This window comes from Sulfitobacter noctilucicola (assembly GCF_000622385.1).
Classification (GTDB): domain Bacteria; phylum Pseudomonadota; class Alphaproteobacteria; order Rhodobacterales; family Rhodobacteraceae; genus Sulfitobacter; species Sulfitobacter noctilucicola.
Genome location: NZ_JASD01000008.1, coordinates 23,130 through 43,663, shown reverse-complemented (window position 1 = coordinate 43,663; position 20,534 = coordinate 23,130). Strand labels below are relative to the sequence as shown.

The following is a 20,534-nucleotide window of genomic DNA, read 5'->3' as shown; positions in this document are numbered from 1 at the left end:
CGCTCATGCCGTCTCACATCAATGTAAAAATATGCGGTGTGACGCGTCCTGTTGACGTGGCCGCCGTTGCGGATGCCGGTGCGCGGTACATGGGACTGGTGTTTTTTCCCAAGTCACCGCGTTTCGTTACCTTAGAAAAGGCAGCCGAGCTTTCCGCCGTCGCGCCTGTTGGCCTGTGTAAGGTCGCTTTGGTCGTAAATCCCACCGATGCAGAGCTGGATGCCATTACTGAAAGCGTTCCGCTGGACATGCTACAGCTTCACGGCAGCGAGACGCCGGAGCGCGTGTCAGAGATCAAGGTGCGCTATGGATTGCCGGTGATGAAAGCCATTGGTGTCGGAAGCGCAGATGATCTGGCCGCGCTCGACATTTATGGACAAGTTGCGGACCAGTTGCTGGTAGATACGAAGCCGCCCAAAGATGCTGTGCTCCCGGGGGGCAACGGGCTGGCCTTTGACTGGTCATTGGTCGCAGGCCGTCGTTGGCCGGTGCCTTGGATGCTTGCCGGTGGGTTGAACGCAGATACCGTGCGTGAAGCGATCCGCGTGACGGGTGCCACGCAGGTTGACCTGTCCTCCGCCGTTGAATCCTCACCGGGGGTTAAAGACGCAGGGTTGATCCATGCTTTCTGCAAGGCCGCCTTGGCGGACTAGGGCTCAATCGAGCCGGATCGTCGATCAGATGGTCTGATCGTACTCTCCGACACCGGGCTCTGTGCGAATGACATCGTCGATATCTTTAAAGATTGCGCGCATCTCTTCTTCGGATGTCGGGCTTTCGCATACCACCACAAGATTAGGCGTGTTTGACGATGCCCGCACAAGGCCCCAAGCGCCGTTATCTAGGATCACGCGTGCGCCGTTTACGGTCACCACTTCTTTGATCGCACGGCCGCCAATCTGCTCGCCAGCGTCATGCTTGGCGACAAGTTTTTCCACCAAGCGCTCAAGGATATCGTATTTCTCAGTATCAGCCGCATAGGGTGACATTGTGGGCGTTGCCCATGTCCGGGGCAGGGCGCGTCGCAGGTCAGACATAGACATATCGGGGTTGCGATCCATCAGCTTGCAGATCTCGACCGCGACGCGCATGCCGCAATCGTAACCACGGCCAATCGGTTCCGCGAGGAAGTAGTGGCCTGATTTTTCGAAGCCCGCCAAGGCGCCGATCTCTTTGACGCGGCGTTTCATATGGCTGTGACCGGTCTTCCAGTAATCTGCCTTGATGTCGTACTTCTGCAATTCTGGATCAGAAGCATACAGGCCGGTTGATTTCACATCAGCCACAAAGGTCGCGCCGGGATAGATTTTAGCCAGATCGCGAGCCATGATGACACCAACCTTGTCGGCAAAAATCTCCTCTCCTTCATCGTCCACCACACCGCAGCGGTCGCCATCACCGTCAAAGCCAAGCGCGAAGTCTGCGCCCGACGCTTTGACCGAGCCGCTCATGTCGTGCAGCATTTCCATAGCTTCGGGGTTCGGGTTGTAGTTAGGGAAAGTGTAATCAAGCTGGTTGTGGCTATCGACCACTTCGACGCCGAGACGTTTGAAGAGTTCGGGGGCGAAGGCCGAAGCCGTGCCGTTGCCTGTGGCGCAGACAACCTTGAGCTTGCGGGTCATCTTGAAGTCACCAACCAGATCATCGAGGTAGGCCTCACGCACGCCATGGATGAACTCGTATTTGCCGCCGTCGCGCGCTTCGCCTTCACCGTTCAATACGATGTCACGCAGTTCGTTCATCTCGTCCGGACCATGTGTCAGAGGGCGTTCAAAGCCCATCTTGACGCCGGTCCAGCCGTTGGGGTTGTGAGAGGCGGTGACCATGGCAACCGCTGGTGCATCAAGGTGGAACTGCGCGAAATAGGCCATGGGCGACAGGGCGGGACCAATGTCTTTGACGTGGATGCCTGCCTGCATCAGACCTAGCATCAGCGCGTTCTTGATCGACAGGGAATAGTCGCGGTAGTCGTTACCGACGGCGATAACCGGTTCGATGCCGCGGCGGTGCATCTGGGTTCCAAGGCCAAGGCCAAGCGCCGTGATACCGGGCAGGTTGATATCATCGGGATATTTCCAGCGGGCGTCATATTCACGGAAACCTGTAGGCGTGATCATTGCGTCGCGCAGGAATTCCCACGTGTTCTGGGAAACGGTTGGGGCGGGTTTGGTCACGGATATGCCTCGTCTGAAAAGAGTACTTAGAATGTAAGCGGGTGTTTTTTGGCCAATGCGTCAAACTTCATCAAGGTGGCGATAAGGTTGGGCATCTGGTCAAGATAGATCGAATTCGGGCCGTCGCTGGGTGCGTTATCGGGGTCCTCATGGGTCTCCAGAAAGATCGCACCGACACCGATTGCCGCTGCGGCGCGGGCCATCACGGGGGCAAATTCGCGCTGCCCGCCAGAAGAGCCACCAAGGCCGCCCGGTTGCGCGACGGAATGTGTCGCGTCCATCACGACCGGATAACCGGTTTGCGCCATCTGGGGCAGGGAGCGCATGTCCGCCACGAGCGTGTTGTAACCGAACGAAGTGCCACGTTCGGTCAGCAGGATATTCTTGTTGCCGGTGCTTTCGATTTTTTCGACAATATTGCCCATTTCCCAAGGTGCCAGCCATTGGCCCTTTTTGACGTTCACGGCTTTGCCGGTATTGCCTGCGGCCAGCAGCATATCTGTCTGTCGGCACAGGAAGGCGGGGATTTGCAGGATATCGACAGCTTCGGCAGCGATGGCGCATTGGGCTTCGGTGTGCACATCCGTGAGGACCGGCACGCCATTCGCCTGGGCCACCGATTGCAGCACACGCAGGCCTTCGTCGATGCCAAGGCCGCGCTTGCCTGATAGCGATGTGCGGTTCGCCTTGTCGTAGCTCGCCTTGAAGACGTATTGCGCACCAGCAGCGTCGCAAGCCTCTTTCAAGGTGCCTGCGATCATCTGCGCGTGGTCTTCGCTTTCCAACTGGCAAGGACCGCCGATAATTGTCAGGGGGCGGTTGTTGCCGATGATGACGTCACCAACTGTGACTTGGGTCATGAAGTTACCTGTTCTCTGAGGATCGAGGCTGTCAAAGACAACATGAGGTAAATGCCCGCAAATATCAGGAAAGCCAAGATGGTGTTCTCAAACTTGCGCGGATAGGTGGGTTCCTGCGGGGCGACCGGTTCCACCGCAACTGTCAGATAACGGACCTGACGGCCGGCTTCGGTGCGGGCTTGGTCTACCGCTGTCTGGGTTGCTTGCAGGACCATATCCGCTGCGGCAAGGTCGGCTGCTGCCAGTTGCATGGTGACAGCCTGCTGAGCCAGTGAATTATCGCCTTCCGTGGCAGAGCTCATCTTGTCCTTGAGTTTCGCCAGTTGCTCTTGCAAGCGACGGACATCGCCACGCGTGCCGTCGACCTTGGCGCGGTTCGGGCGGGCATTGTCAAGCAAAGCGGCCAACTCGAGTTCTTTCTCGATCAACAGTCCTTCATACGTGGTGATCTGACCGCGAATGGCTGCGATTTCGGCTTCGGGATCAACGCCGTTCTCGACTTGCATTTTGATCAGCGCCTCTTGGGCGGCGCGGCGTTTCTGCGTCGCAATTTCAAAGCCTTCCAGCGCATCTCTCATGCCGTCTTCGCGCTTTTGTTTGGACAGGTTGTTCACCCGCTCTTCAGCGTATTTGATCAGGCTATTCGAGAACGAGGCAGAAATCTCCGGATCGGCTGCGATGATTTCCATGCGGATCACACCCTCGGTCGGGTCATAACCGATTTTCACATTTTTCTTGTAGACTTTGTACGCTTCTTCGTTGGTTGCATCCGCCTCAAGGCGCTGGATCGGATCAATCTCATCTGTGGCAAAGTGATCTATGAAACCTTCATCTTCATTCAGGCGCAGCATGGCGTCCTTGGACTGCAGGTAAGCCTGTGTTGCAATGCTGTCAGCAGAGTTCGCGAACTGGGTCGGCAGTAGCCCGCCAAAGGGGCTGGCACCGGCGCTCCCCTCGTTCTGGATGATAAGAAACTGACTGTCTGTGGCGTACATCGGGGTCGCCACGTTGTAGAAATAATACCCTGCGGCGAATGTCGGCAACATGACGAAAAACGCCAGTCGCACCATAAGCAAGCCAAGTTTACGGCGGCGGCGGCGGGTGATGTCGCGTTGAATCTCGGATATTTCGCGCTGCCTGCGTTCGGCCGGATTGGTATCGGTCGATGGCAGGTTCATTCCGCCTGCAGGGACTGTCTGGGGCAGTTGCACTCTGCCTAGCTGATGGTTTGGCGCGTTCTTGCCATCGGGCGTGCCTTCCTCGCCACCGGGTACAACCAACTCAAGCATGTTCGAACGCTGGAACGGATCAATGCCCTTGCTGCGCAACAGGCGGACGGCGTCAAAATCGGATGTTGGGGCAAGGTTGTGCTTTTGAGCGACGCGTCGCGCCATACGAAGCTGCCGGCCTGTCAGCCCTTCGCGGCGGATCGCGTCCATATCGGTTTCGCCCACCACTTCAGCGGCGGAGGAAACCTCACCAGCGCGTGCGGCAGGCTGTTCGGGCGCGGGCGTTGGCGCAACCGGACGTGGTTCTGCCTTCACCGGCTGCGGTTTAGGGCGCGCGGGCACCTCTGGCGACGTTTCAGGCGCATGCGAAGCAACATCCGTTGCCGAGGGCGTGGTCCGCTTGATGCGGAATTTCCTAGCCTTGGGTTTGGTAGTCATACAATTGTTTCGCTTCTTCCAACGTATCGAACATAACGAACTGACCATCTACGAGAACGGCGGCAGAACGGGCGAATTTTTCCAGTGTCTCGGCCTGATGCGAGACGATGATGATTGTGGTCGTCCGCAGGCGTTCTTGCAGAATTTCGCCCGCTTTGCGGTTGAATTCAACATCTGTGGTCGACGGCATGCCCTCATCAATGAGGTACATGTCAAAATCGAGTGCCAGCATCAACGCAAAGGAAAAGCGCGAGCGCATGCCGGCGGAATAGGTGCCAAGCGGCTGGTCGAAGTATTCGCCAAGGTTACACAACCAACGACAGAAGCTTTCGACATAATCAGGGTCAAGCCCATAGAGCCGCGCGATGTAGCGGGCGTTTTCCATGGCAGATACTTTCGCCACGACGCCACCCATAAAGCCCAGCGGAAACGAGATGTTGCAGCTGCGCCGGATCTCGCCCTCGTCAGGCTTTTCCAGTCCTGCCATCATATTGATAAGCGTTGTCTTGCCGGTTCCGTTCGGTGCGAGAATGCCCAAAGACCGGCCCAGTTCCACACGGAACGAGGCCTTGTCGAGGATCACCTTGTGTTGTGATCCTGTCCAAAAGGACTTTGATACATTTTCGAATTCCAGCATGCCTGCTCCGGTTGCTGACAGGTGATCGTCTGTAGTGCTCCTTTTCCAGAAGCTTATTCATGAACTACAAGGCGACTTTGGCGATATTATGTCCTATACGGAAACAAATGTCGAACCGCTCGTTAGGCCAGCGGTGCCACGTCAGGCAATCGCCTGCCAGACCAGACCGGCAATCATCGCGCCGATTAAAGCGAACCCCAGATAGGCTGCAAAGACACGTGGTTTCACCAAGGCCCAGACAGCAATTGCTGCGGGGATACAGCTTACTCCGCCCGCGATGACAAAGGACATGGCCGCACCCTGGCTCATGCCTTGGGTCAAAAGGGCATCAACGAGCGGTACGGCAGCATAACCGTTAAGATAAGCCGGTGCGCCGACCAGAGCGCCCAGTAGAACAGGCATCACTCCGGTGCCACCCAAAACGCCCGCAATCATTTCGGCAGGGATGTAACGTAGCATCAGCGCTTCGATCAGATAGGCCAGCGTCAGCCATTTGGTCAGAAACAGAGCGTTTTCCCAAGCGGTGGATGAAAAGGTCTGGCGGCGGTCGGCATCTTGCCAGAATTTCCACACCGGTTGGGCCGAGAAAGGTTGCTTGACGCCACAGCACCCGCCCACTGCCGGTCTCTCACGCAGCGGATTTGCGAAGAGCGCAGTGTTAGAGGCCATCATTACACCGAAGCCCCCAAGCATGCCCAAACCCACAGCGGCCACTGTTTTTGCCAATGCAAATTCAAACCCCAGCGTACCGGAAGTAATGGCGAACATCGCCGGATCCATCAGGGGAGAGGCCAGCCAGAATGCCATCACAGCGCCAAGCGGGGCACCCACAGCCAGTAGGGCCGCGATGAAAGGAATGACTTCGCATGAACAGAACGGAGACAACCCGCCGAGCAATGCAGCCATGACGATCATCCGCGCAGGGTTCCCCTCAAAGGCGCGGGCAAGCAGGTTTTCTGCGCCGGATGCCTTCAGATAAGCCACTGCAATTACAGCAAAAGCGATAAAGGGTGCCGTGTTTCCAAGCGCTTTGAGGGTGAAGAGGATCGTCTCGCGCAGGGTCTCGGGGGCAAGCAGTGCAATGGCCAGCAGGATAGCGGCGATCACGCCCCATGCACCGGGGTTCCAGCGCGCCGCAGAGGACTGGGTTTGAGTGATATCAGTCATGGTCATGATCCTTGCAGGGGGCGGAGGCGTCCGCACAGCATTCAGTTAGCAGAAACTGTGCCAGAGCTTCGATTTCGGCATAGGCAACGGCGGCACAGATTGTGCTGCGGCCGCGGCGCTCTTGTTTGACAAGACCTGTCGCCGTGAGAAGCTTCAGATGGTGCGTAAGCGTTGAGCCGGTCACGCCGGTTCGCTCCCCCAGATCCCCGATGCTCAGCCCGTCAGGGCCGGCGCGCACAAGGCAGCGAAGCACAGAAAGGCGTTGTTCTGAGCCCAATGCTGCAAAGCTATCAGCGGCAAGGGTAAGGGGCGGGATGGCATTTGCTTCTATTTTCATAGTTCTAGAATTATCGAAATGAAGGGCGTTTGCCAACTATTATTTCGATAAATGTCGAAATGAGGATTGATTGAGGCAGGCACGAGAAATGGGAAGGTCAGGGGTTGGCACCGCGCTGGTACGGCGTATCTGGTAGAACATGACAGATATGCGAGACGATTTGCGGCGGTGCACGATCTGCGCTGAACGCTTTGCGGCGACAGCGACCGCGCACAGGCCTAATCCGGTGGTCTGGTTCGCACCAAAAGCGCGGCTGCTGATCGCGTCGCAGGCACCCGGTATCAGGGTCCACGAGGCGAATACACCGTTCTGGGACAACTCGGGAAAGCGCTTGCGGGACTGGCTCGGCCTTGATGAGGCCATATTTTATGACCGCGACAAAGTAGCGATCATTCCAATGGGGTTTTGCTTTCCCGGTTATGACGCAAAAGGCAGCGATTTGCCGCCGCCGCCGGTCTGTGCGCGCACATGGCGCGAGGCCGCTCTCAAGACGGTGCCTGACATCCGGTTGAAGGTGCTCATCGGGGGGTATGCGATGAAGTATCATCTGCCGGGCTTCACCAAGGTTACGGAGGCCGTGGCAGGCTGGCGCGACCACCCGCCGGGCATCTTTGCCTTGCCCCATCCTTCGTGGCGCAATACCGGATGGCTCAAGAAGAATCCGTGGTTCGAGGCAGAGGTGCTGCCGCGTCTGCGCAAATCGGTGAAAGAGGTATTGAATGACTGATCTGACCCCGCTGGATGAAGCTCACGCCGCAATGACAATGGCGGAGCAGGACGACGCGGCCCGCTTGCGGTTTTATGAACGTATCGCGGATGTCGAGCTTTACCTCTTGATCGAGGCTGAGCCCGAAAGCGACCAGATTAATCCGGTGCTTCTGGATGAGGGGTATGTCCTTGTCTTTGACCGCGCCGAACGTCTGGCCGCCTATGTCGGGGAAGCCGCACCTTACGTGGCGCTGTCAGGGCGCGCGATTGCAGGTATGCTGGAAGGGCAGGATCTGGGCATGGCGGTAAACATCGGCGTCGCGCCGTCCGAAATCCTTTTGCCTGCGGGTGCCGTGGCTTGGCTGCGTGACACGTTGGCTCATGGCGCGGGCGAAGTAGACGCGCGCATTGAAGTTGTCTTGCCGCCCAGGGGACTACCCGAAAGCCTGATCACCGCAATCGACGCCAAACTGGCCACGGCAACCGGCATGGCCGCAGGGGCGTTTCTGGTCGCCGTCGAATATGCGGGCGGTGGGCGCGGTCACCTGCTTGCCTTTGTCGGTGCCATCCCGCGCGCGCAGGATGCGCTGGTGCGTGCGGCGTCAGAGGCGCTGACCTTTTCAGGGATTGAGGCCGGTGCAATGGACGTCGGGTTCTTCGCGCCAAACGACCCGACCGTGGCGAAATTGGCAAAGGTGGGGCTGCGCTTTGATCTACCGCAGGGCGAAGGCTTGCAACATACGCCGCGGATGCCACCCGGTTCGGACCCTTCAAAGCCGCCAATTCTGAAATAATATCGTCTGAAAACGCCATTTCATTCACGGCGCTCTCACTTAGGCGCGAGTTGCTGGCTTGATGGGGTGCAACAATGATCTGTCCTGCATAGTCTCGTTGTACAAGATAACGATGACCCTTTCAGGAGAGCACCTCATGAACCGCTTCAAGACTTCTGTGGCCGCAGCGATTGCCGCCGTTATGCTGACAACGCCTGCCTTTGCCGGTGATCAATATGTGGACGCGACCGGCTTTGCGGCGTCCGGATATGATGTAGTGGCATATTTCGATTTGCCGCAAACCGCAGTGGGCACACCACAGGCCGCTGCGGTCCCCGGCAATTCCGGGATCACGGCTGAATATAACGGAGCCACGTTTGCCTTCTCCAGCGAAGAGAACAAAGCCAAGTTCGAAGCGGACCCAGCGCGGTACGCACCGCAGTATGATGGTCACTGTGCTTACGGTGTGTCCAAGGGCGGTAAGGTGCCGGGCAACCCGAACCTGTGGCGCATTGTGGATGACAAGTTGTATCTCAATATTACCAAGAATGTGGTGGGGTTCTGGGAAGAAGACATTCCCGGCAATATTAATCTGGCTGAAAACAACTGGCCGTCGATCGAGCCAGCGGATGCGTCCGACAGCCCCATTCCCAAGTTCACGTCCGCTGCCCCTGTGAAATGACCGGACCTAACGATTCGGATCTGAAAACGACCCCGTCGCATAGGATGCGGCGGGGCATCCTTGTTGGCGGGGCCGCGACGTTGGCCTCAGGTCTGCTGGCGGGGGCGCAGTGGTTCAATATCGCCGGTGAAATAGCCGAAGGCGATCTGAGCGCGCCGGATGCTGCACAGGCCGCTGCCGCCGGCGATGTCATTTTAATTGATATCCGCAGGCCCGATGAATGGGCGCGAACGGGCATTGGCATTGATGCTGTACCGATCGATATGCGTGTCGCCGACTTTACCGACCGTTTGCTGGAAGTGACGCAGGGCAGGACCGACTTTCCCGTGGCGCTTATCTGCGCACGCGGCGTCCGCTCAGCCAAACTTGCTTTGCAGCTGGAGGCTGCGGGGTTCAGCAAAGTGATCGATGTACCCGAAGGAATGCTTGGCTCAGGGGCCGGACCAGGGTGGATCAAGCGTGGCTTGCCGGTCAACCGCGATGTGCCGTTCGCAGAAGGCTAAGACCAGAACCTTTATTCAGCCGGTACGTCCGCTGCCAACCGTGCCTTGATCCGCGCCCGCGCAGCCTGGGCCTGGGCGACGATCGCAGGGGGCCGTAGCGTATTGGGGCTGTTGAGTGCCAAACCATACGGCGCGTTCAGTGACAGTTTAACCGATGACAGTGCAGACAGCGGAACCGCGAGCACCAGACTGGCCGCAATCGGCAGAAGCCACAGCGACACAAGACCGGCGCTCAGACCTGCAACCAGCAATAGCCCAAAGACGGTTTCGACCCAGTGATATTTGGCCAGCGCACGCAAGCTGTAATGCTGTACGCCGCGCTGCTGCGGGGCCCATCCTTCGGTGCGTGTAAACATCGCCCTCAAGACGGCCTTGGTCTGCTGGATCATCATCACTGGCGCGTAGGCGATAGAAAGCGCGAGTTCGGTCACAAAAGCCATCAGAAAGGCCGGTGTCCCGCCAAAGACGCGTCTGGCTGCTGGAGTGGTCGCGATGATGGCCGCTGCGGCGACTTTGGGAGTCAGCAGCATGGCATACATGATCACCAGAAAGACGGCTGAGTCGATGTGACTCATCGCGGGGGGCCAGTCAGGGAAGAGGGGGTTTGTTTCGTTAAAGTAGCGCACCACATTGGTATCGGAGTCTTTACCCAACAGCGCCCAGATCACCAGAAGTACGAACCATGCCGGGGATAAAAGATAGCTGACCGCGCCGTGAAACAGATGGAAGCGCGAGACGGGATGCAGGCCGCGTGTGCCAAGCAAGCGCAAATGTTGCAAGTTTCCGCGGCACCAGCGTCTGTCCCGCAGCGTATAGTCGATCAGGCTTGCCGGTGTTTCCTCAAAGCTGCCGGTGACACGGGGCAGGAAACGCACGCGCCAGCCGGCGCGGCGGAGCAATCCTGCCTCTACAAAATCGTGGCTTAGTATCAGATCGTCGCGGCCGCCGCCTGTCAGATGAGGCAGACCAGCGCTTTCGGCAAAAGCGCGGGTTCGGATGATGGCGTTATGGCCCCAGTAGTTGCCCTCTGAGGAGGCCCAAAGCGCCAACCCTTCTGCCAGAAGCCAGCCGTAGGCGACGTTGGAAAATTGCTGAAGGCGAGCGAATACCGTTTCCGCCCCGATTAACATCGGGAAGGTCTGGATCAGCCCCGCGTCAGGATCGCTAGACAACTCTCCTGCTAGACGGTCGATTGCGCGACCCGTCATGAGGCTGTCGGCATCCAGCACCAGCATCCCTTCATAAGCGGCACCCCAGCCAGTAATCCAATCTACAAGGTTGCCGACTTTTTTGTCGGTATTGGATGCACGGCGACGGTAATGCACCGGAAATGGCGCTGTGGCGGCAAGCTCCTGATAAGCTTGCCATTCTTGTAGTGCGATCTGCGGATCAGAAGTATCTGACAGCACAAAAAGCGCATAGCGGTGCGGTGTTTTGCGGGCGGCCAGATCGGCAAGCATCGCGGCAGCATTGCCGAAAACATCCCACGGCACTTCGTTATAGACAGGGACCAGAAGCGCCACATCAATCGGTGCGACATCCTTGAGCGGGCGTGCATCGGCCTCTTCCCGCGCCAATAAACCCGCAATGGCAATTCCCACTGTACTTACGGAAAGCGTCACCCAGACAAACGTGGCCCCGATCATCAACAAGAGCGCCCATTCCAGACCTGTCATACCCGCACCTGCCAGCCAGCTATACAGGCCGTACATCAAACAGAAGGTCGCGATAAGCGCTGGGACAAAAACAGCAAGCCGCCACTGTGTCGGCTGTCGTTCAGCTTTCTCGGCACAGCGAATAGCGGGTGCGGCTGCGAAGTCCTGTACCTGCATTGCGAGGGGGGCCGGAGGCGGCATAGCCGTCTGGATTTGTCGTTCGCGGCTCATGCTCTGGTCCACCGGTACAGCCACACTTCGCTTAATGGTTCGCCGTTCACGCGCAGCTGGGCCCGAAATTCAACCAATGACGCATCGCCCGGGTTGAACGTGAAGGCAAGGCGCGGACCTTTGGTCTCTGGGTTGCGCTGCACGATCCCCGGGGTGACGCTGCCGGTTGAGCTGCGCAGGATGATTTCGACGGTGCTCAGGTCGTCCGGCACGCGGGGGGATGCGGCGAAATCGACTGCGATGATCTGGCCGCCCTCGGGCCGCCCGCCTAGGGCCGTATTGATCACTTTAACCGGAACGTCTGCGGTGGCGGCAACCGGATCGGCACCCCAATGCAAGGTATAGCTCATGCTATGCTCGGTACCCGCAAGGATCGGCGCGGCAGGGCGCCAGTAGCTTACGATATTGTCGTAGATTTCAAGGTCGGCTGGAATTTCGACAAGTGTGATAGCGCCCTGGCCCCAGTCTTCTCCGGGGGTGATCCAGACGGCGGGGCGGTTATGATACAATGCCTCCAGATCATTGAAATCGCTGAACTGCCGCTTGCGCTGGCAGAGGCCGAAGCCGCGCGGATTATTGTCGGAAAACGCGCTGATTTGTAGCGTGGTCGGGTTGGATAGGGGTCGCCAGATGACTTCGCCACCGCCGTTGTGGATCAGCAAGCCGTCACTGTCATGCACCGCAGGGCGGAAATCAGAAAAGCGCTGGCGCATCGTATCATCGAACAAAAACATCGAAGTCAGCGGTGCGATGCCCACATGGTTCATGTCCTCGCGGGCAAAAAGCGTCGCGCTGATCTTCATCTCCAGCACATTGCCGTGCGTGATCTCGAACCGGTAGGCACCGGAACAAGAGGGGCTGTCGAGCAGCGCATGCAGGACAATCATATCGCTGTCAGGCGCAGGTCGTTCCATCCAGAAGGCGGTGAAGTCAGGAAATTCCTCACCCATGGGATCGCCGGTTTTCAGCGCCAGACCACGCGCAGACAAACCATAAATCTCGCCCGTACCGATGCCGCGGAAATAGCTGGCACCCTGAAAGACGGCGTATTCCTGAAAAATGCCGGACTGTTCAAGTTCCGCACGCAGACGCAAGCCAGAATACCCCAGCGTCTCGTCAATCTCGACGTCCGGAAATTTGTCGGTGGTGTCAAATACGCCCATGTCAAAACGGACGGCGCGGCTGTTTCCGTTCTCAACCACATTAAGGGCCACCGCCTGTGGAAAATAGAGGCCCGGAGGAAACACATCGACGCGTTGGGGGGCATCGGTGTTCTCCCAAAGTGCATTGCGGCCATCGAACCAGATCTTGCGGTACTGGTCATAGCTCAACTCGCGCCAGCTTGCCGGTATCTGCGGACGTGGCGCATAAGGTTCAGCGGCCAAGGCACGGGCGCGGCTCACTACGGTTTGCGCATCAAAGGGCGTTGCCTCATCGCTCAGGCGCAGGCCCGGTTCATCTGCCCAAGACGCTGCTGGCACCACCGCCAGTGCGGCAAGGGATTTCAGAACATCGCGGCGTATCATGCGGGCACCTTCACGCGCCAAGGCTGGGATTTGAACCAGCCCGCGCCATAGGCGACAGCGACCAGCACGACAAAGCCAAAGAGATTGACCAGTAAGGTCATGGCAATGCTGCGGCCCAAGACATCCATGATGAAACCCATCAGTCGCGCGGTGAACATGCTGGCAATAAAAACGGCAAGGCTTTGCTGGCCGACCTTCAGGATAATCTTGAGGGTCTGCTCCCAAATACGGGACGCGACCCCTGCGCCGGAAGCAAGCAGATTGTCACCTCTGTCGCCCGCAAGCACCCAGAAAATATAGGCAAGGCCAAGAAAGTGCACATAACGCAGGATGCCAAAATCGCTTTTATCGATCACCGCGGCGTAATTGGTGCGCCAGTCGCTTGCCCATGCAAATCCGAACTCACGCACGCCGATATTGCTAAGCGGGATGATAGCAATCACGACGAACGCCGCCACTCCGAACAGGAACGCAGTGACGGGCGGTCTGGGAAGCCATCCGCGCATGAACGCAAAGCCGGTGAAAAAGATCAGTTGCCAACCGAAGGGATTGAAGAACCACGCGCGGTCACTCCATGGTTCGGCAGGAAATTCAAGGTGATAGGCTCCAAAGCCAAGGAAATCCAGTAACGCCGTCTGCGCCATGATCCAGGTCCCTATCACGAAGGCTGCGACCAACCGCAGATCAATCCGCGACAGGGCCATAACGACCGGCATCATCAGCAAAACGATCATATACATCGGCAGAATGTCGAAATAATTCGGCACATAGCTGAGCGTCATAAAGCTCAGTAGAATGTTTGAGTTTTCCCATTTGTCCGATTCAACGAACATCATCCACAGGTTCAGCTGTCCCCAGTAATTGCGGCCGGTGATATCGAGATCGGTAAGGTAAACGGTCAGTGCGAGCGTGGCAAAGAAAAGTCCCACGTGAGCCCAGTAGACCTGCCAGACGCGGAAAAGAACGCGGGCCGTGCCCAGTACCCAGCCTGCGCGGTCAAACCCGCCACCGAACGCGATGGCGCTGGCCATGCCCGAACAGAAGACGAAAATCTCGGTAGCGTCGGAAAATCCCCAACGCGCCGGTATCCACAACGTCAGGAAATTGCCCGGCGTATGCGCCATCAGGATGATGAACATCGCGATGCCGCGAAAGAAGTCCAGCCGCAAGTCGCGCACACGTGGTGTGGCCTGAACCGCCGTAGCGGCTGCTGAGGAAGGAGGAGATGATACATCGGCGAAATTCATATGGTGAGGTCGTTCTCTTTACTGCGCCGGAATACGGCGCGCATGGGCGAGTTGATCAAAACGGGTTGCGGCAAATCGGTCCTGCTTGCCGGCGCGCAGTGCAGTGCGGTCGTTCAGCATGTCTTCTACCGCGTCGAAATGGCTCGCACGTAGGCCTGCGTCAATGGTCATGCGTTCAAATATGTCGCGCTGGGCATGACTTCCGCCGATCGTCTGCATTTTTGGGCGGGCATCCGCCAATTGTGCGAATGCATCGGCGTATCTGCCTTCGGAAAAGGCATTTAGACCGGCAAGGGCAGCAAGACCTGGATCCGCCACGCGGGACGCCATGTCGCCTGTAGATTGCGCATCGCGGGCGAACCGTGCTGTCATCGCCTTGGCGGCATCACCTTTGGCGGCACCGGCAAGAGCCAGTTGGTAGTGGAGGTCTGCAAATACGACACAACCGTCGTCGATCCGTGTCTCCGCAAATGCTCCCAGTTCGTCCCAGCGATCACCGATGTTCATGCCCTCAAGCTCCAGCCGCATAAGAAGCGATGTGGCGTTGGCGATGTCACGATAGTCATCGGTTTTGTCCGCACGGATTTGGCAATCATAGAGCGAAAGCGCCACATCCATCTCGCCGCGATCAAGATGCAGCAGCGCTTTGTGCCACCAGACATGATAGCGGAAATTGTTTGATCCGTTCCACGCGCTTTTGTGGTTTTCGATCAGCGTGATACCTGCATCCGGCTCGGCGCGCATGTCATGGACATGGGCCACTGCGTGCAGCCCCCATGCATCGTCGGGCGCGTAGGTGAGGCCCGCGCGGCCTGCAAGTTCAGCAGCGGCATAGGCACCGGTTTCCTCAAGGGTAAAGGCATGACAGCCCATTACGTACCCGCGTAGCGGATGATCGGGGCCATGTGCCGGCAGCACGCGCTCGATTGATGTCCGCATCCCGCTCGCATCGCCCAGAATGAACCGTATCGCATGGCTGGTCTTTGCGGTGAGCGTGTCTTGCGGATGCTGGTCTAGCACCTTTTCGAGTGCCGCGATCGCGCCGGTGGGGCTGTCGGCGAGCCACTGGTCCAGAGCGGCAATCCAGCCTTCCTCCCGTGGGGTACAAGAATGCTCGCCTCTTGCGGCATGCGCCGCAGTCCGGGCGTCTTCGGCAACCTGCCACATCTCTGCGCGGCCCATCATCAAAGAGAACAACCCGCGTGCGGCGTGGCCCATCGCGAATTGTGGCTCCGCCTCTAACACATCCCCCAGATGCTGCGGGGTCGAGGGTTTGTGCGCCAGAAAGGCATAGATCATCGCGTTCCAGTGCTCGACGGTTGCGGCGTTGTTCAGTGAAACGGGCGCGTTGCAAATATCGTAATTCATGCGTGCCTGCCTTTCGTAATTGCGAAGTGTCCTCATAGGGATACGCGGGATCCTACGTCCGAAGAACGGCTTTAGGGCAGGCCACACGCCAACGTGAAGGTCCGGGCCAGTTTCGTGAGCGTTTGTGTCAAAAGAGGATTGTAAGCAGGCGAAAACGATTGGCTAAAGGCTCAATCCGGCGACTTCGGGTTGGGTTTACGGCTTACGATCAGGTGCAGGCGGTCCCCATGTTTCAAGGACTTCTGCAGAATCCTGACCGAAACGTGGTGGTGCGCGGCGATAACTTACCGGCGTGGCTGAGAGCTTTAGCGGATTCCCTAAAAGCCGCAGATGCCCGTCGGGTGTATCGGGGCAGTCAACATTCACAACGCCGCCTCTGGCCTTTGCCTGATCGGAATTTAGCGCTTCAGCAATGGTATTGATAGGTCCACAAGGGACACCAGCCGATCGCAGGGCCGACAACAGCGTGTCCTTGCTTTTCGCCTTCATCGCCGGCCGGATTGCAGCCATGAGAGCCTCGCGGTGTTCGATCCGCCCGAGGTTCGTCTTAAACCGCGCGTCAGCACCGACATCCTCTAGCTCAAGCGTGTCGCAATAGCGTGCAAACTGTGCGTCATTGCCAACAGCCAGCAGGATATAGCCGTCCGCACATTCAAAAGAGTCATAGGGCACGATATTCGGGTGTGCGTTTCCGCGCCGCTTGGGCAGTTCACCGGAAGTAAGGTAATTCGTACCCTCATTGACCAGCCAGGCCATCGAAGCATCTACCAAAGACAGATCGATGTGCTGGCCTTCGCCTGTCCGGTCGCGGTGGCGCAGGGCCGCCAGAATACCGATGGTGGCGTACATTCCGCACATCACGTCCGCTATGCCGACGCCGACCTTCATGGGATCACCGTCAGGGGCGCCCGTTATTGACATGATCCCGCCAAACCCCTGTGCCATCAGATCGTAACCGGGTTGGCTGCGGTTCGGCCCCGTTTGGCCAAAGCCGGAAATCGAACAGTAAACAAGGGAAGGATGGGCCGCCAGAAGCGTTTCGTGATCCAGCCCGTATTTGCGCAAACCGTCAGGTTTGAAGTTCTCAACAATGACATCTGCACGCGCTGCAAGGTAGCGCAGAATGCGCTGGCCTTCGTCCGTTGCGATATCGACCGAAAGTGACCGTTTGTTACGGTTGGCGGCCATGAAATAGGCCGACAGGTCGGTTGGGTTTCCCTCGGCATCAGCCGCATAGTTTGGTCCCCATCCGCGCGTATCGTCGCCGTTGGTTTTGGGGTTTTCGACCTTGATCACCGTCGCTCCCAGGTCGCCCAGCATCTGTGTGCAGGTCGGACCGGCCAGAATACGGCTCATGTCGAGGACAAAAATGCCGTCCAGCGCACCTTTAGATACGGCCATCATAGGCTCCGGGTTCGATCACGGCGGCAATGACGGTGAAGGTCTCGGCGGTCAGGGCTTCTTGCAATGCCGTCTCCAGCGCTTCACGGCTGCGCACCGTTACGCCTGCTCCGCCAAAAGCGACGCCCATAGCCGCAAAGTTATGCTGTGCGAAATCGACACCGATGTTGGGCATTTGACGCTCCCGCTGCTTTTTTTCGATTAAGGCAAGGGATGCATCAACAAAGACGACAAAAATCGGAGCAAGGTCCAGCTCTGCCGCTGTCGCAAGCTCGCCCGCGACCATAAGAAAGCCCGCGTCCCCCGAGAAGGAAACGACCGGCCTGTCGGGCGTTCCGAGCTTGGCACCGATAGCCATCGGCACTGCGCAGCCCATGGTGCACAGGGCTGAGGACTGCATCAGATCACGGGGGGCATAACATTCCCACATCTGTGACAGTAAAATTCGGTGCGCGCCGCTGTCGGCGGAGGCGATGGTGTCTCTTGGCAAGATCTTGCGGCAGGTATCGATCACCGCAGCAGGCCCCCATGCGTCGTCCTTCGGAAACGCGGTGCTGAGCGCCTGCTTGAGCTGATAGATCTCGCCAGCTTCCCACGTGTCGTGCACATCAAGCCCTTCACTAAGCGCGCGCAATGTCGCGGTGCAATCGCTCACAAAGTTCAGCGTGGCCTGATGCATGTAGTGGTGGTTCGGCACAGCGGCGATGTCGATGACGTTCTGCTGTCGCGGGTCCCAGATGTCGCGCCAACCGGGCCGCATTTCAATGGGGTCATAGCCCACACAGAGGATCAGATCAGCCGCTTTCACAAAGGGCAGCAAATGGGTGTCTGCCAGCGGGGAAAGTCCCGCCCCGCCAAGGCTGAGCGCATGATCTTCCGGCAGCACGCCCTTGGCTTTGTAGCTGGTTATCACAGGGATGTTGTGGTCTTCGGCGAATTCGACAACAGCGTTCTGCGCATGTTGGTTGAGCACATCGACGCCCACGATCATCACAGGCCGCTGCGCATTCTCCAGCCAGTTGCGCGCGGTTTCCAGATCCGGACCGGCCGGTGCTGTGGACGAGGCCTTGGGGCGTGGTGCGGGCGGTTCTGCCGGCACTTGTGTGTCGGCCACTGAAATCGGCACATCGATATGCACCGGACCCATCCGCCCTTCGGTCGCAATGCCCACGGCTTTATCCGCGATGCTATGGGCTGCGCCTGCGTTCAGGCAGAAAGTCGCCTTGGTGATGGGACGAAAAACCGCCTGTTGGTCGACCACCTGATGGGTGTAGCGTTGGACTTCGTCAGCATCCATGCAGCCCGACAGAACGATCATGGGCACCTGATCCTGTAGGGCATTGGCGACGGTGTTCACCCCGTTGAGCGTACCCGGACCGATCGTGCCGACCAGAATGGCAGGGGCGTGGTCGCGGTGGTGCAGACCTTCGGCGATAAAGCCAGCAGCGTTCTCGTGTTTGGCAAGGATAAAGCGGATGCCGGCAGCCTCAAGCGCATCGATAATGGTCAGAACCTCTCCGCCGGGCATTCCGAAAGCGGTACGGCATCCGGCGTCATAGAGGCGGCGGGCGAGGGCGTCTGCGGCCCGTATGGTCTGGGGCATGGGCGGAACCTTTCGGAAAGATACCCCAGAGATGAACCACGCCCTGCCTGAATAGGCAATTCACTGTGTCGTCGGAATTGTTGCAGACCAGTCCCGCTAAAGCTGCGGGTTCAGCTTCACTGTGGCTGTCTAAATGAGCCCGCTCTGTGACGGACGTACTTGCAAACGGCCCGCTATGATTACGAGCCGTGTACGTTGAACAACATGTCTGGGGCGCAGATTAGCGGCGGCGGTCCCTGCGTGAGGACATCGGCTGGAACGCCACACCCACATGCGCTTCGCAATAAGGCTTGCCTTGCTTTACAGGCAGGCCACAAAACCAAAAGTCTTCTGTCGCGGGGTCACCAACGGGCCATTTGCATGTCCGCTCGGTCAATTCCATCAAGCCGATTTTCTTAGCCTTCTTCTCGACCTCGTTCACCTTGGCCAGCGCTTCGGGGCTGATCTCGTTCGCGGAGGGTTGAGGCGGCAGCGGCTGGCCTGCAGGAATAATCTGCTTGCGCGCGGGCAGTGTAGACTTTGGCGGGGCAGCCGCTTGTGTCTGCATGATGACCGCTGGTTTTTCCTCGGGCGCTGCCTTTGGCTTCGCGGCTGCCTTTGGTGCTGCAGCTTTGGCCTTGGGTTTCGCCTCCGCCTTGGCGGCGGTACCGCTGGTCGCACGGTTAGACAGACCCAGACGGTGCACCTTGCCGATCACGGCATTGCGGGTCACGCCACCCAGCTCTTTCGCGATCTGGCTTGCGGATTGGCCTTCGCCCCACATTTTCTTGAGCGTTTCAACGCGGTCATCGGTCCAGGACATCGCAGGTCTTCCTTCGTTCAAAAAGCGGCCCCTCTGGACCGCTTTAGCAAATTCAAAGCTCTATACTAAGCCTTCAGGCGCTGCGTGCAAGGGACGAAGCATCAAAGAGCCGTAGGAGGGCGCGGTGGCGTGGGTTTGAGCCGTGCCTCGCGCAGTGCCAGAATCACCGCACCGGTGATGATAATTGCCGCGCCCATGAGCGTGATAAAGTCGGGAATAACCCGGTAAAACAGCACATCGTAGAGGGCGGCAAATATCAGTGTGCCATAGCTGAAAGGCGCTACAAAACTGGCGTCAGCGCGGGCCATCGCATTGACAAAGAAGGTCTGCGCCACGGCCATGCATAACCCGATCCCGGCCAGCAAAAGCCATTGCGCCGCCGTGGGTTGTTGCCAGACGGCAATCACCGCGACGCTGGCTATGCTGAGGCCGAGCAGGTTGTTAACCAGCAGAATCTGGAACGGGGGTTCACGCCCAGCCAGTTTTTTGATGAAGATCAGTTCCAAACCCATGATCATGGCTGCGCCAAAGGCCAAAAGCGCGGCAGGCTGAAAGCTCTCGGGGGTGGGGCGCAAAAGAATCAGCGCACCGACCAGCGCGATAGCGGCAGCAGACCAGCGGATACGCCCAACCTTTTCACCAAGCAGCGGAATGGCAAGCATCATCGCGAATACGGGGTTCAGAAATGAGATAGCCGTTGCATCGGCCAGCGGAATATAGGCGACAGAGGCGAACATCAGCGTCACACCGCCCCAACCGCAAAAGGTGCGGGCCAGATGTAGCGGCCATTTCGGCGCACCCAGTTTCGGGCGCAGCAACAAGGCGGCTGTGCTCAGTCCGATTAATGCGAAGAAAAACCGGCCATGGCTGATTTGCAGCGCATGCATTGGTGGGCCGTAAGCATCTGTGCCCAATGCCTTTGCCATCAGCGTCGTCGCCGCGATGAAAGCGGTCGCACATGCAATCAGCACGGCGGCGAGTGCGTTGTTTTGATGCTGGCCCTGATACATGTTTCCGCTATGCGCCCGCCTTGCAACTGATGCAAGGTGTGAAAAACGGGGCTATGCAAAGGGATTTCCTGCCGTTAAGTAAATCTCATGATCACACGCACACAATTCCTGTCCCGACGACGCCGAAGCTAAATCTTTGAGCGTGGCCTGCTGACCGCAGGTGTGATCCCGGTGCACTGCACC

The 20,534-nt window shown here is 58.3% G+C and carries 19 protein-coding genes; 5 read left to right on the top strand and 14 right to left on the bottom strand.

The features are described 5' to 3' along the window. The first annotated feature begins 5 nt into the window (after nt 1–5). A complete protein-coding gene (locus Z946_RS0103625) occupies nt 6–653 on the top strand; it encodes a phosphoribosylanthranilate isomerase (protein WP_025054375.1) in 648 nt (215 codons plus the stop codon). Nucleotides 654–677: 24 nt separating this feature from the next. Here the strand turns inward: Z946_RS0103625 and Z946_RS0103620 are convergent, their stop codons facing one another. The 6 genes from Z946_RS0103620 to Z946_RS0103595 form a co-directional block, all read right to left on the bottom strand. Then, entirely contained in the window at nt 678–2,117 is a 1,440-nt protein-coding gene (locus Z946_RS0103620; RefSeq protein ID WP_221228680.1) for a phosphomannomutase/phosphoglucomutase, read from the bottom strand. Nucleotides 2,118–2,200: 83 nt separating this feature from the next. Continuing rightward, a complete protein-coding gene (gene kdsA / locus Z946_RS0103615) occupies nt 2,201–3,034 on the bottom strand; it encodes a 3-deoxy-8-phosphooctulonate synthase (RefSeq protein WP_025054373.1) in 834 nt (277 codons plus the stop codon). Further along, on the bottom strand, nt 3,031–4,701 hold the full coding sequence (locus Z946_RS0103610; protein WP_025054372.1) for a KpsE/RkpR family capsule polysaccharide export protein: 1,671 nt from the start codon (nt 4,699–4,701) through the stop codon (nt 3,031–3,033). Before Z946_RS0103610 ends, kdsA begins: the two co-directional genes overlap by 4 nt. Continuing rightward, on the bottom strand, nt 4,679–5,338 hold the full coding sequence (locus Z946_RS0103605; protein ID WP_025054371.1) for an ABC transporter ATP-binding protein: 660 nt from the start codon (nt 5,336–5,338) through the stop codon (nt 4,679–4,681). The genes Z946_RS0103610 and Z946_RS0103605 overlap by 23 nt, the downstream gene beginning before the upstream one ends. Before the next feature lie 141 nt (nt 5,339–5,479). Continuing rightward, entirely contained in the window at nt 5,480–6,511 is a 1,032-nt protein-coding gene (locus tag Z946_RS0103600; RefSeq protein WP_025054370.1) for a permease, read from the bottom strand. Then, nucleotides 6,498–6,842: an ArsR/SmtB family transcription factor gene (locus Z946_RS0103595; RefSeq protein WP_025054369.1), complete on the bottom strand. Its 345-nt coding sequence runs from the start codon at nt 6,840–6,842 to the stop codon at nt 6,498–6,500. Before Z946_RS0103595 ends, Z946_RS0103600 begins: the two co-directional genes overlap by 14 nt. Nucleotides 6,843–6,981: 139 nt before the next feature. On the opposite strand from Z946_RS0103595, the gene Z946_RS0103590 reads away from it, so the two are divergent. The 4 genes from Z946_RS0103590 (at nt 6,982) to Z946_RS0103575 (ending at nt 9,508) form a co-directional block, all read left to right on the top strand. Further along, nucleotides 6,982–7,569, top strand: coding sequence for a uracil-DNA glycosylase family protein (locus tag Z946_RS0103590; RefSeq protein WP_025054368.1), 588 nt, complete (start codon nt 6,982–6,984; stop codon nt 7,567–7,569). Further along, nucleotides 7,562–8,344: an SseB family protein gene (locus tag Z946_RS0103585; protein ID WP_025054367.1), complete on the top strand. Its 783-nt coding sequence runs from the start codon at nt 7,562–7,564 to the stop codon at nt 8,342–8,344. The genes Z946_RS0103590 and Z946_RS0103585 overlap by 8 nt, the downstream gene beginning before the upstream one ends. A gap of 136 nt (nt 8,345–8,480) precedes the next feature. Next, complete coding sequence (locus Z946_RS0103580) at nt 8,481–9,005, top strand: YHS domain-containing (seleno)protein (RefSeq protein WP_025054366.1); 525 nt, start codon at nt 8,481–8,483, stop codon at nt 9,003–9,005. Next, nucleotides 9,002–9,508: a rhodanese-like domain-containing protein gene (locus Z946_RS0103575; RefSeq protein ID WP_025054365.1), complete on the top strand. Its 507-nt coding sequence runs from the start codon at nt 9,002–9,004 to the stop codon at nt 9,506–9,508. The genes Z946_RS0103580 and Z946_RS0103575 overlap by 4 nt, the downstream gene beginning before the upstream one ends. A gap of 11 nt (nt 9,509–9,519) precedes the next feature. On the opposite strand, the gene mdoH is transcribed toward Z946_RS0103575, so the two are convergent. From mdoH to Z946_RS0103535, 8 genes are all read right to left on the bottom strand, one after another. Beyond that, nucleotides 9,520–11,394 carry a glucans biosynthesis glucosyltransferase MdoH gene (gene mdoH, locus Z946_RS0103570; protein ID WP_025054364.1) on the bottom strand — a complete coding sequence of 625 codons (1,875 nt, stop codon included), beginning with the start codon at nt 11,392–11,394 and terminating at the stop codon, nt 9,520–9,522. Then, nucleotides 11,391–12,920 (bottom strand): OpgD/OpgG family glucan biosynthesis protein, encoded by a 1,530-nt coding sequence (locus Z946_RS0103565; RefSeq protein ID WP_025054363.1) that lies wholly within the window; start codon nt 12,918–12,920, stop codon nt 11,391–11,393. The genes mdoH and Z946_RS0103565 overlap by 4 nt, the downstream gene beginning before the upstream one ends. After that, entirely contained in the window at nt 12,917–14,167 is a 1,251-nt protein-coding gene (locus Z946_RS0103560; protein WP_025054362.1) for an OpgC family protein, read from the bottom strand. Before Z946_RS0103560 ends, Z946_RS0103565 begins: the two co-directional genes overlap by 4 nt. 18 nt (nt 14,168–14,185) lie before the next feature. Continuing rightward, the gene (locus Z946_RS0103555) at nt 14,186–15,535 is read right to left on the bottom strand and encodes a tetratricopeptide repeat protein (RefSeq protein WP_025054361.1); all 1,350 of its coding nucleotides are present in this window, start codon (nt 15,533–15,535) and stop codon (nt 14,186–14,188) included. A gap of 195 nt (nt 15,536–15,730) precedes the next feature. Next, nucleotides 15,731–16,936 (bottom strand): CaiB/BaiF CoA transferase family protein, encoded by a 1,206-nt coding sequence (locus Z946_RS0103550; protein ID WP_025054360.1) that lies wholly within the window; start codon nt 16,934–16,936, stop codon nt 15,731–15,733. Further along, on the bottom strand, nt 16,923–18,539 hold the full coding sequence (locus tag Z946_RS0103545) for a thiamine pyrophosphate-binding protein (protein WP_025054359.1): 1,617 nt from the start codon (nt 18,537–18,539) through the stop codon (nt 16,923–16,925). Before Z946_RS0103545 ends, Z946_RS0103550 begins: the two co-directional genes overlap by 14 nt. A gap of 220 nt (nt 18,540–18,759) precedes the next feature. Continuing rightward, nucleotides 18,760–19,341 (bottom strand): GcrA family cell cycle regulator, encoded by a 582-nt coding sequence (locus Z946_RS0103540; protein WP_025054358.1) that lies wholly within the window; start codon nt 19,339–19,341, stop codon nt 18,760–18,762. Between the two features lie 101 nt (nt 19,342–19,442). After that, a complete protein-coding gene (locus tag Z946_RS0103535) occupies nt 19,443–20,351 on the bottom strand; it encodes a DMT family transporter (RefSeq protein ID WP_025054357.1) in 909 nt (302 codons plus the stop codon). Between the last annotated feature and the right edge of the window lie 183 nt (nt 20,352–20,534).

Excerpts from the sequence above, each read along its gene's own strand:
- Z946_RS0103625 (WP_025054375.1), top strand. The coding sequence starts at position 6 with ATGCCGTCTCACATCAATGTAAAAATATGCGGTGTGACGCGTCCTGTT.
- mdoH (WP_025054364.1), bottom strand. The coding sequence starts at position 11,394 with ATGAGCCGCGAACGACAAATCCAGACGGCTATGCCGCCTCCGGCCCCC.
- Z946_RS0103565 (WP_025054363.1), bottom strand. The coding sequence starts at position 12,920 with ATGATACGCCGCGATGTTCTGAAATCCCTTGCCGCACTGGCGGTGGTG.
- Z946_RS0103555 (WP_025054361.1), bottom strand. The coding sequence starts at position 15,535 with ATGAATTACGATATTTGCAACGCGCCCGTTTCACTGAACAACGCCGCA.
- Z946_RS0103585 (WP_025054367.1), top strand. The coding sequence starts at position 7,562 with ATGACTGATCTGACCCCGCTGGATGAAGCTCACGCCGCAATGACAATG.
- Z946_RS0103600 (WP_025054370.1), bottom strand. The coding sequence starts at position 6,511 with ATGACCATGACTGATATCACTCAAACCCAGTCCTCTGCGGCGCGCTGG.
- Z946_RS0103610 (WP_025054372.1), bottom strand. The coding sequence starts at position 4,701 with ATGACTACCAAACCCAAGGCTAGGAAATTCCGCATCAAGCGGACCACG.
- Z946_RS0103550 (WP_025054360.1), bottom strand. The coding sequence starts at position 16,936 with ATGGCCGTATCTAAAGGTGCGCTGGACGGCATTTTTGTCCTCGACATG.
- Z946_RS0103620 (WP_221228680.1), bottom strand. The coding sequence starts at position 2,117 with ATGATCACGCCTACAGGTTTCCGTGAATATGACGCCCGCTGGAAATAT.
- Z946_RS0103580 (WP_025054366.1), top strand. The coding sequence starts at position 8,481 with ATGAACCGCTTCAAGACTTCTGTGGCCGCAGCGATTGCCGCCGTTATG.
- Z946_RS0103605 (WP_025054371.1), bottom strand. The coding sequence starts at position 5,338 with ATGCTGGAATTCGAAAATGTATCAAAGTCCTTTTGGACAGGATCACAA.
- Z946_RS0103590 (WP_025054368.1), top strand. The coding sequence starts at position 6,982 with ATGACAGATATGCGAGACGATTTGCGGCGGTGCACGATCTGCGCTGAA.
- Z946_RS0103575 (WP_025054365.1), top strand. The coding sequence starts at position 9,002 with ATGACCGGACCTAACGATTCGGATCTGAAAACGACCCCGTCGCATAGG.
- Z946_RS0103560 (WP_025054362.1), bottom strand. The coding sequence starts at position 14,167 with ATGAATTTCGCCGATGTATCATCTCCTCCTTCCTCAGCAGCCGCTACG.
- Z946_RS0103540 (WP_025054358.1), bottom strand. The coding sequence starts at position 19,341 with ATGTCCTGGACCGATGACCGCGTTGAAACGCTCAAGAAAATGTGGGGC.
- kdsA (WP_025054373.1), bottom strand. The coding sequence starts at position 3,034 with ATGACCCAAGTCACAGTTGGTGACGTCATCATCGGCAACAACCGCCCC.
- Z946_RS0103535 (WP_025054357.1), bottom strand. The coding sequence starts at position 20,351 with ATGTATCAGGGCCAGCATCAAAACAACGCACTCGCCGCCGTGCTGATT.
- Z946_RS0103545 (WP_025054359.1), bottom strand. The coding sequence starts at position 18,539 with ATGCCCCAGACCATACGGGCCGCAGACGCCCTCGCCCGCCGCCTCTAT.
- Z946_RS0103595 (WP_025054369.1), bottom strand. The coding sequence starts at position 6,842 with ATGAAAATAGAAGCAAATGCCATCCCGCCCCTTACCCTTGCCGCTGAT.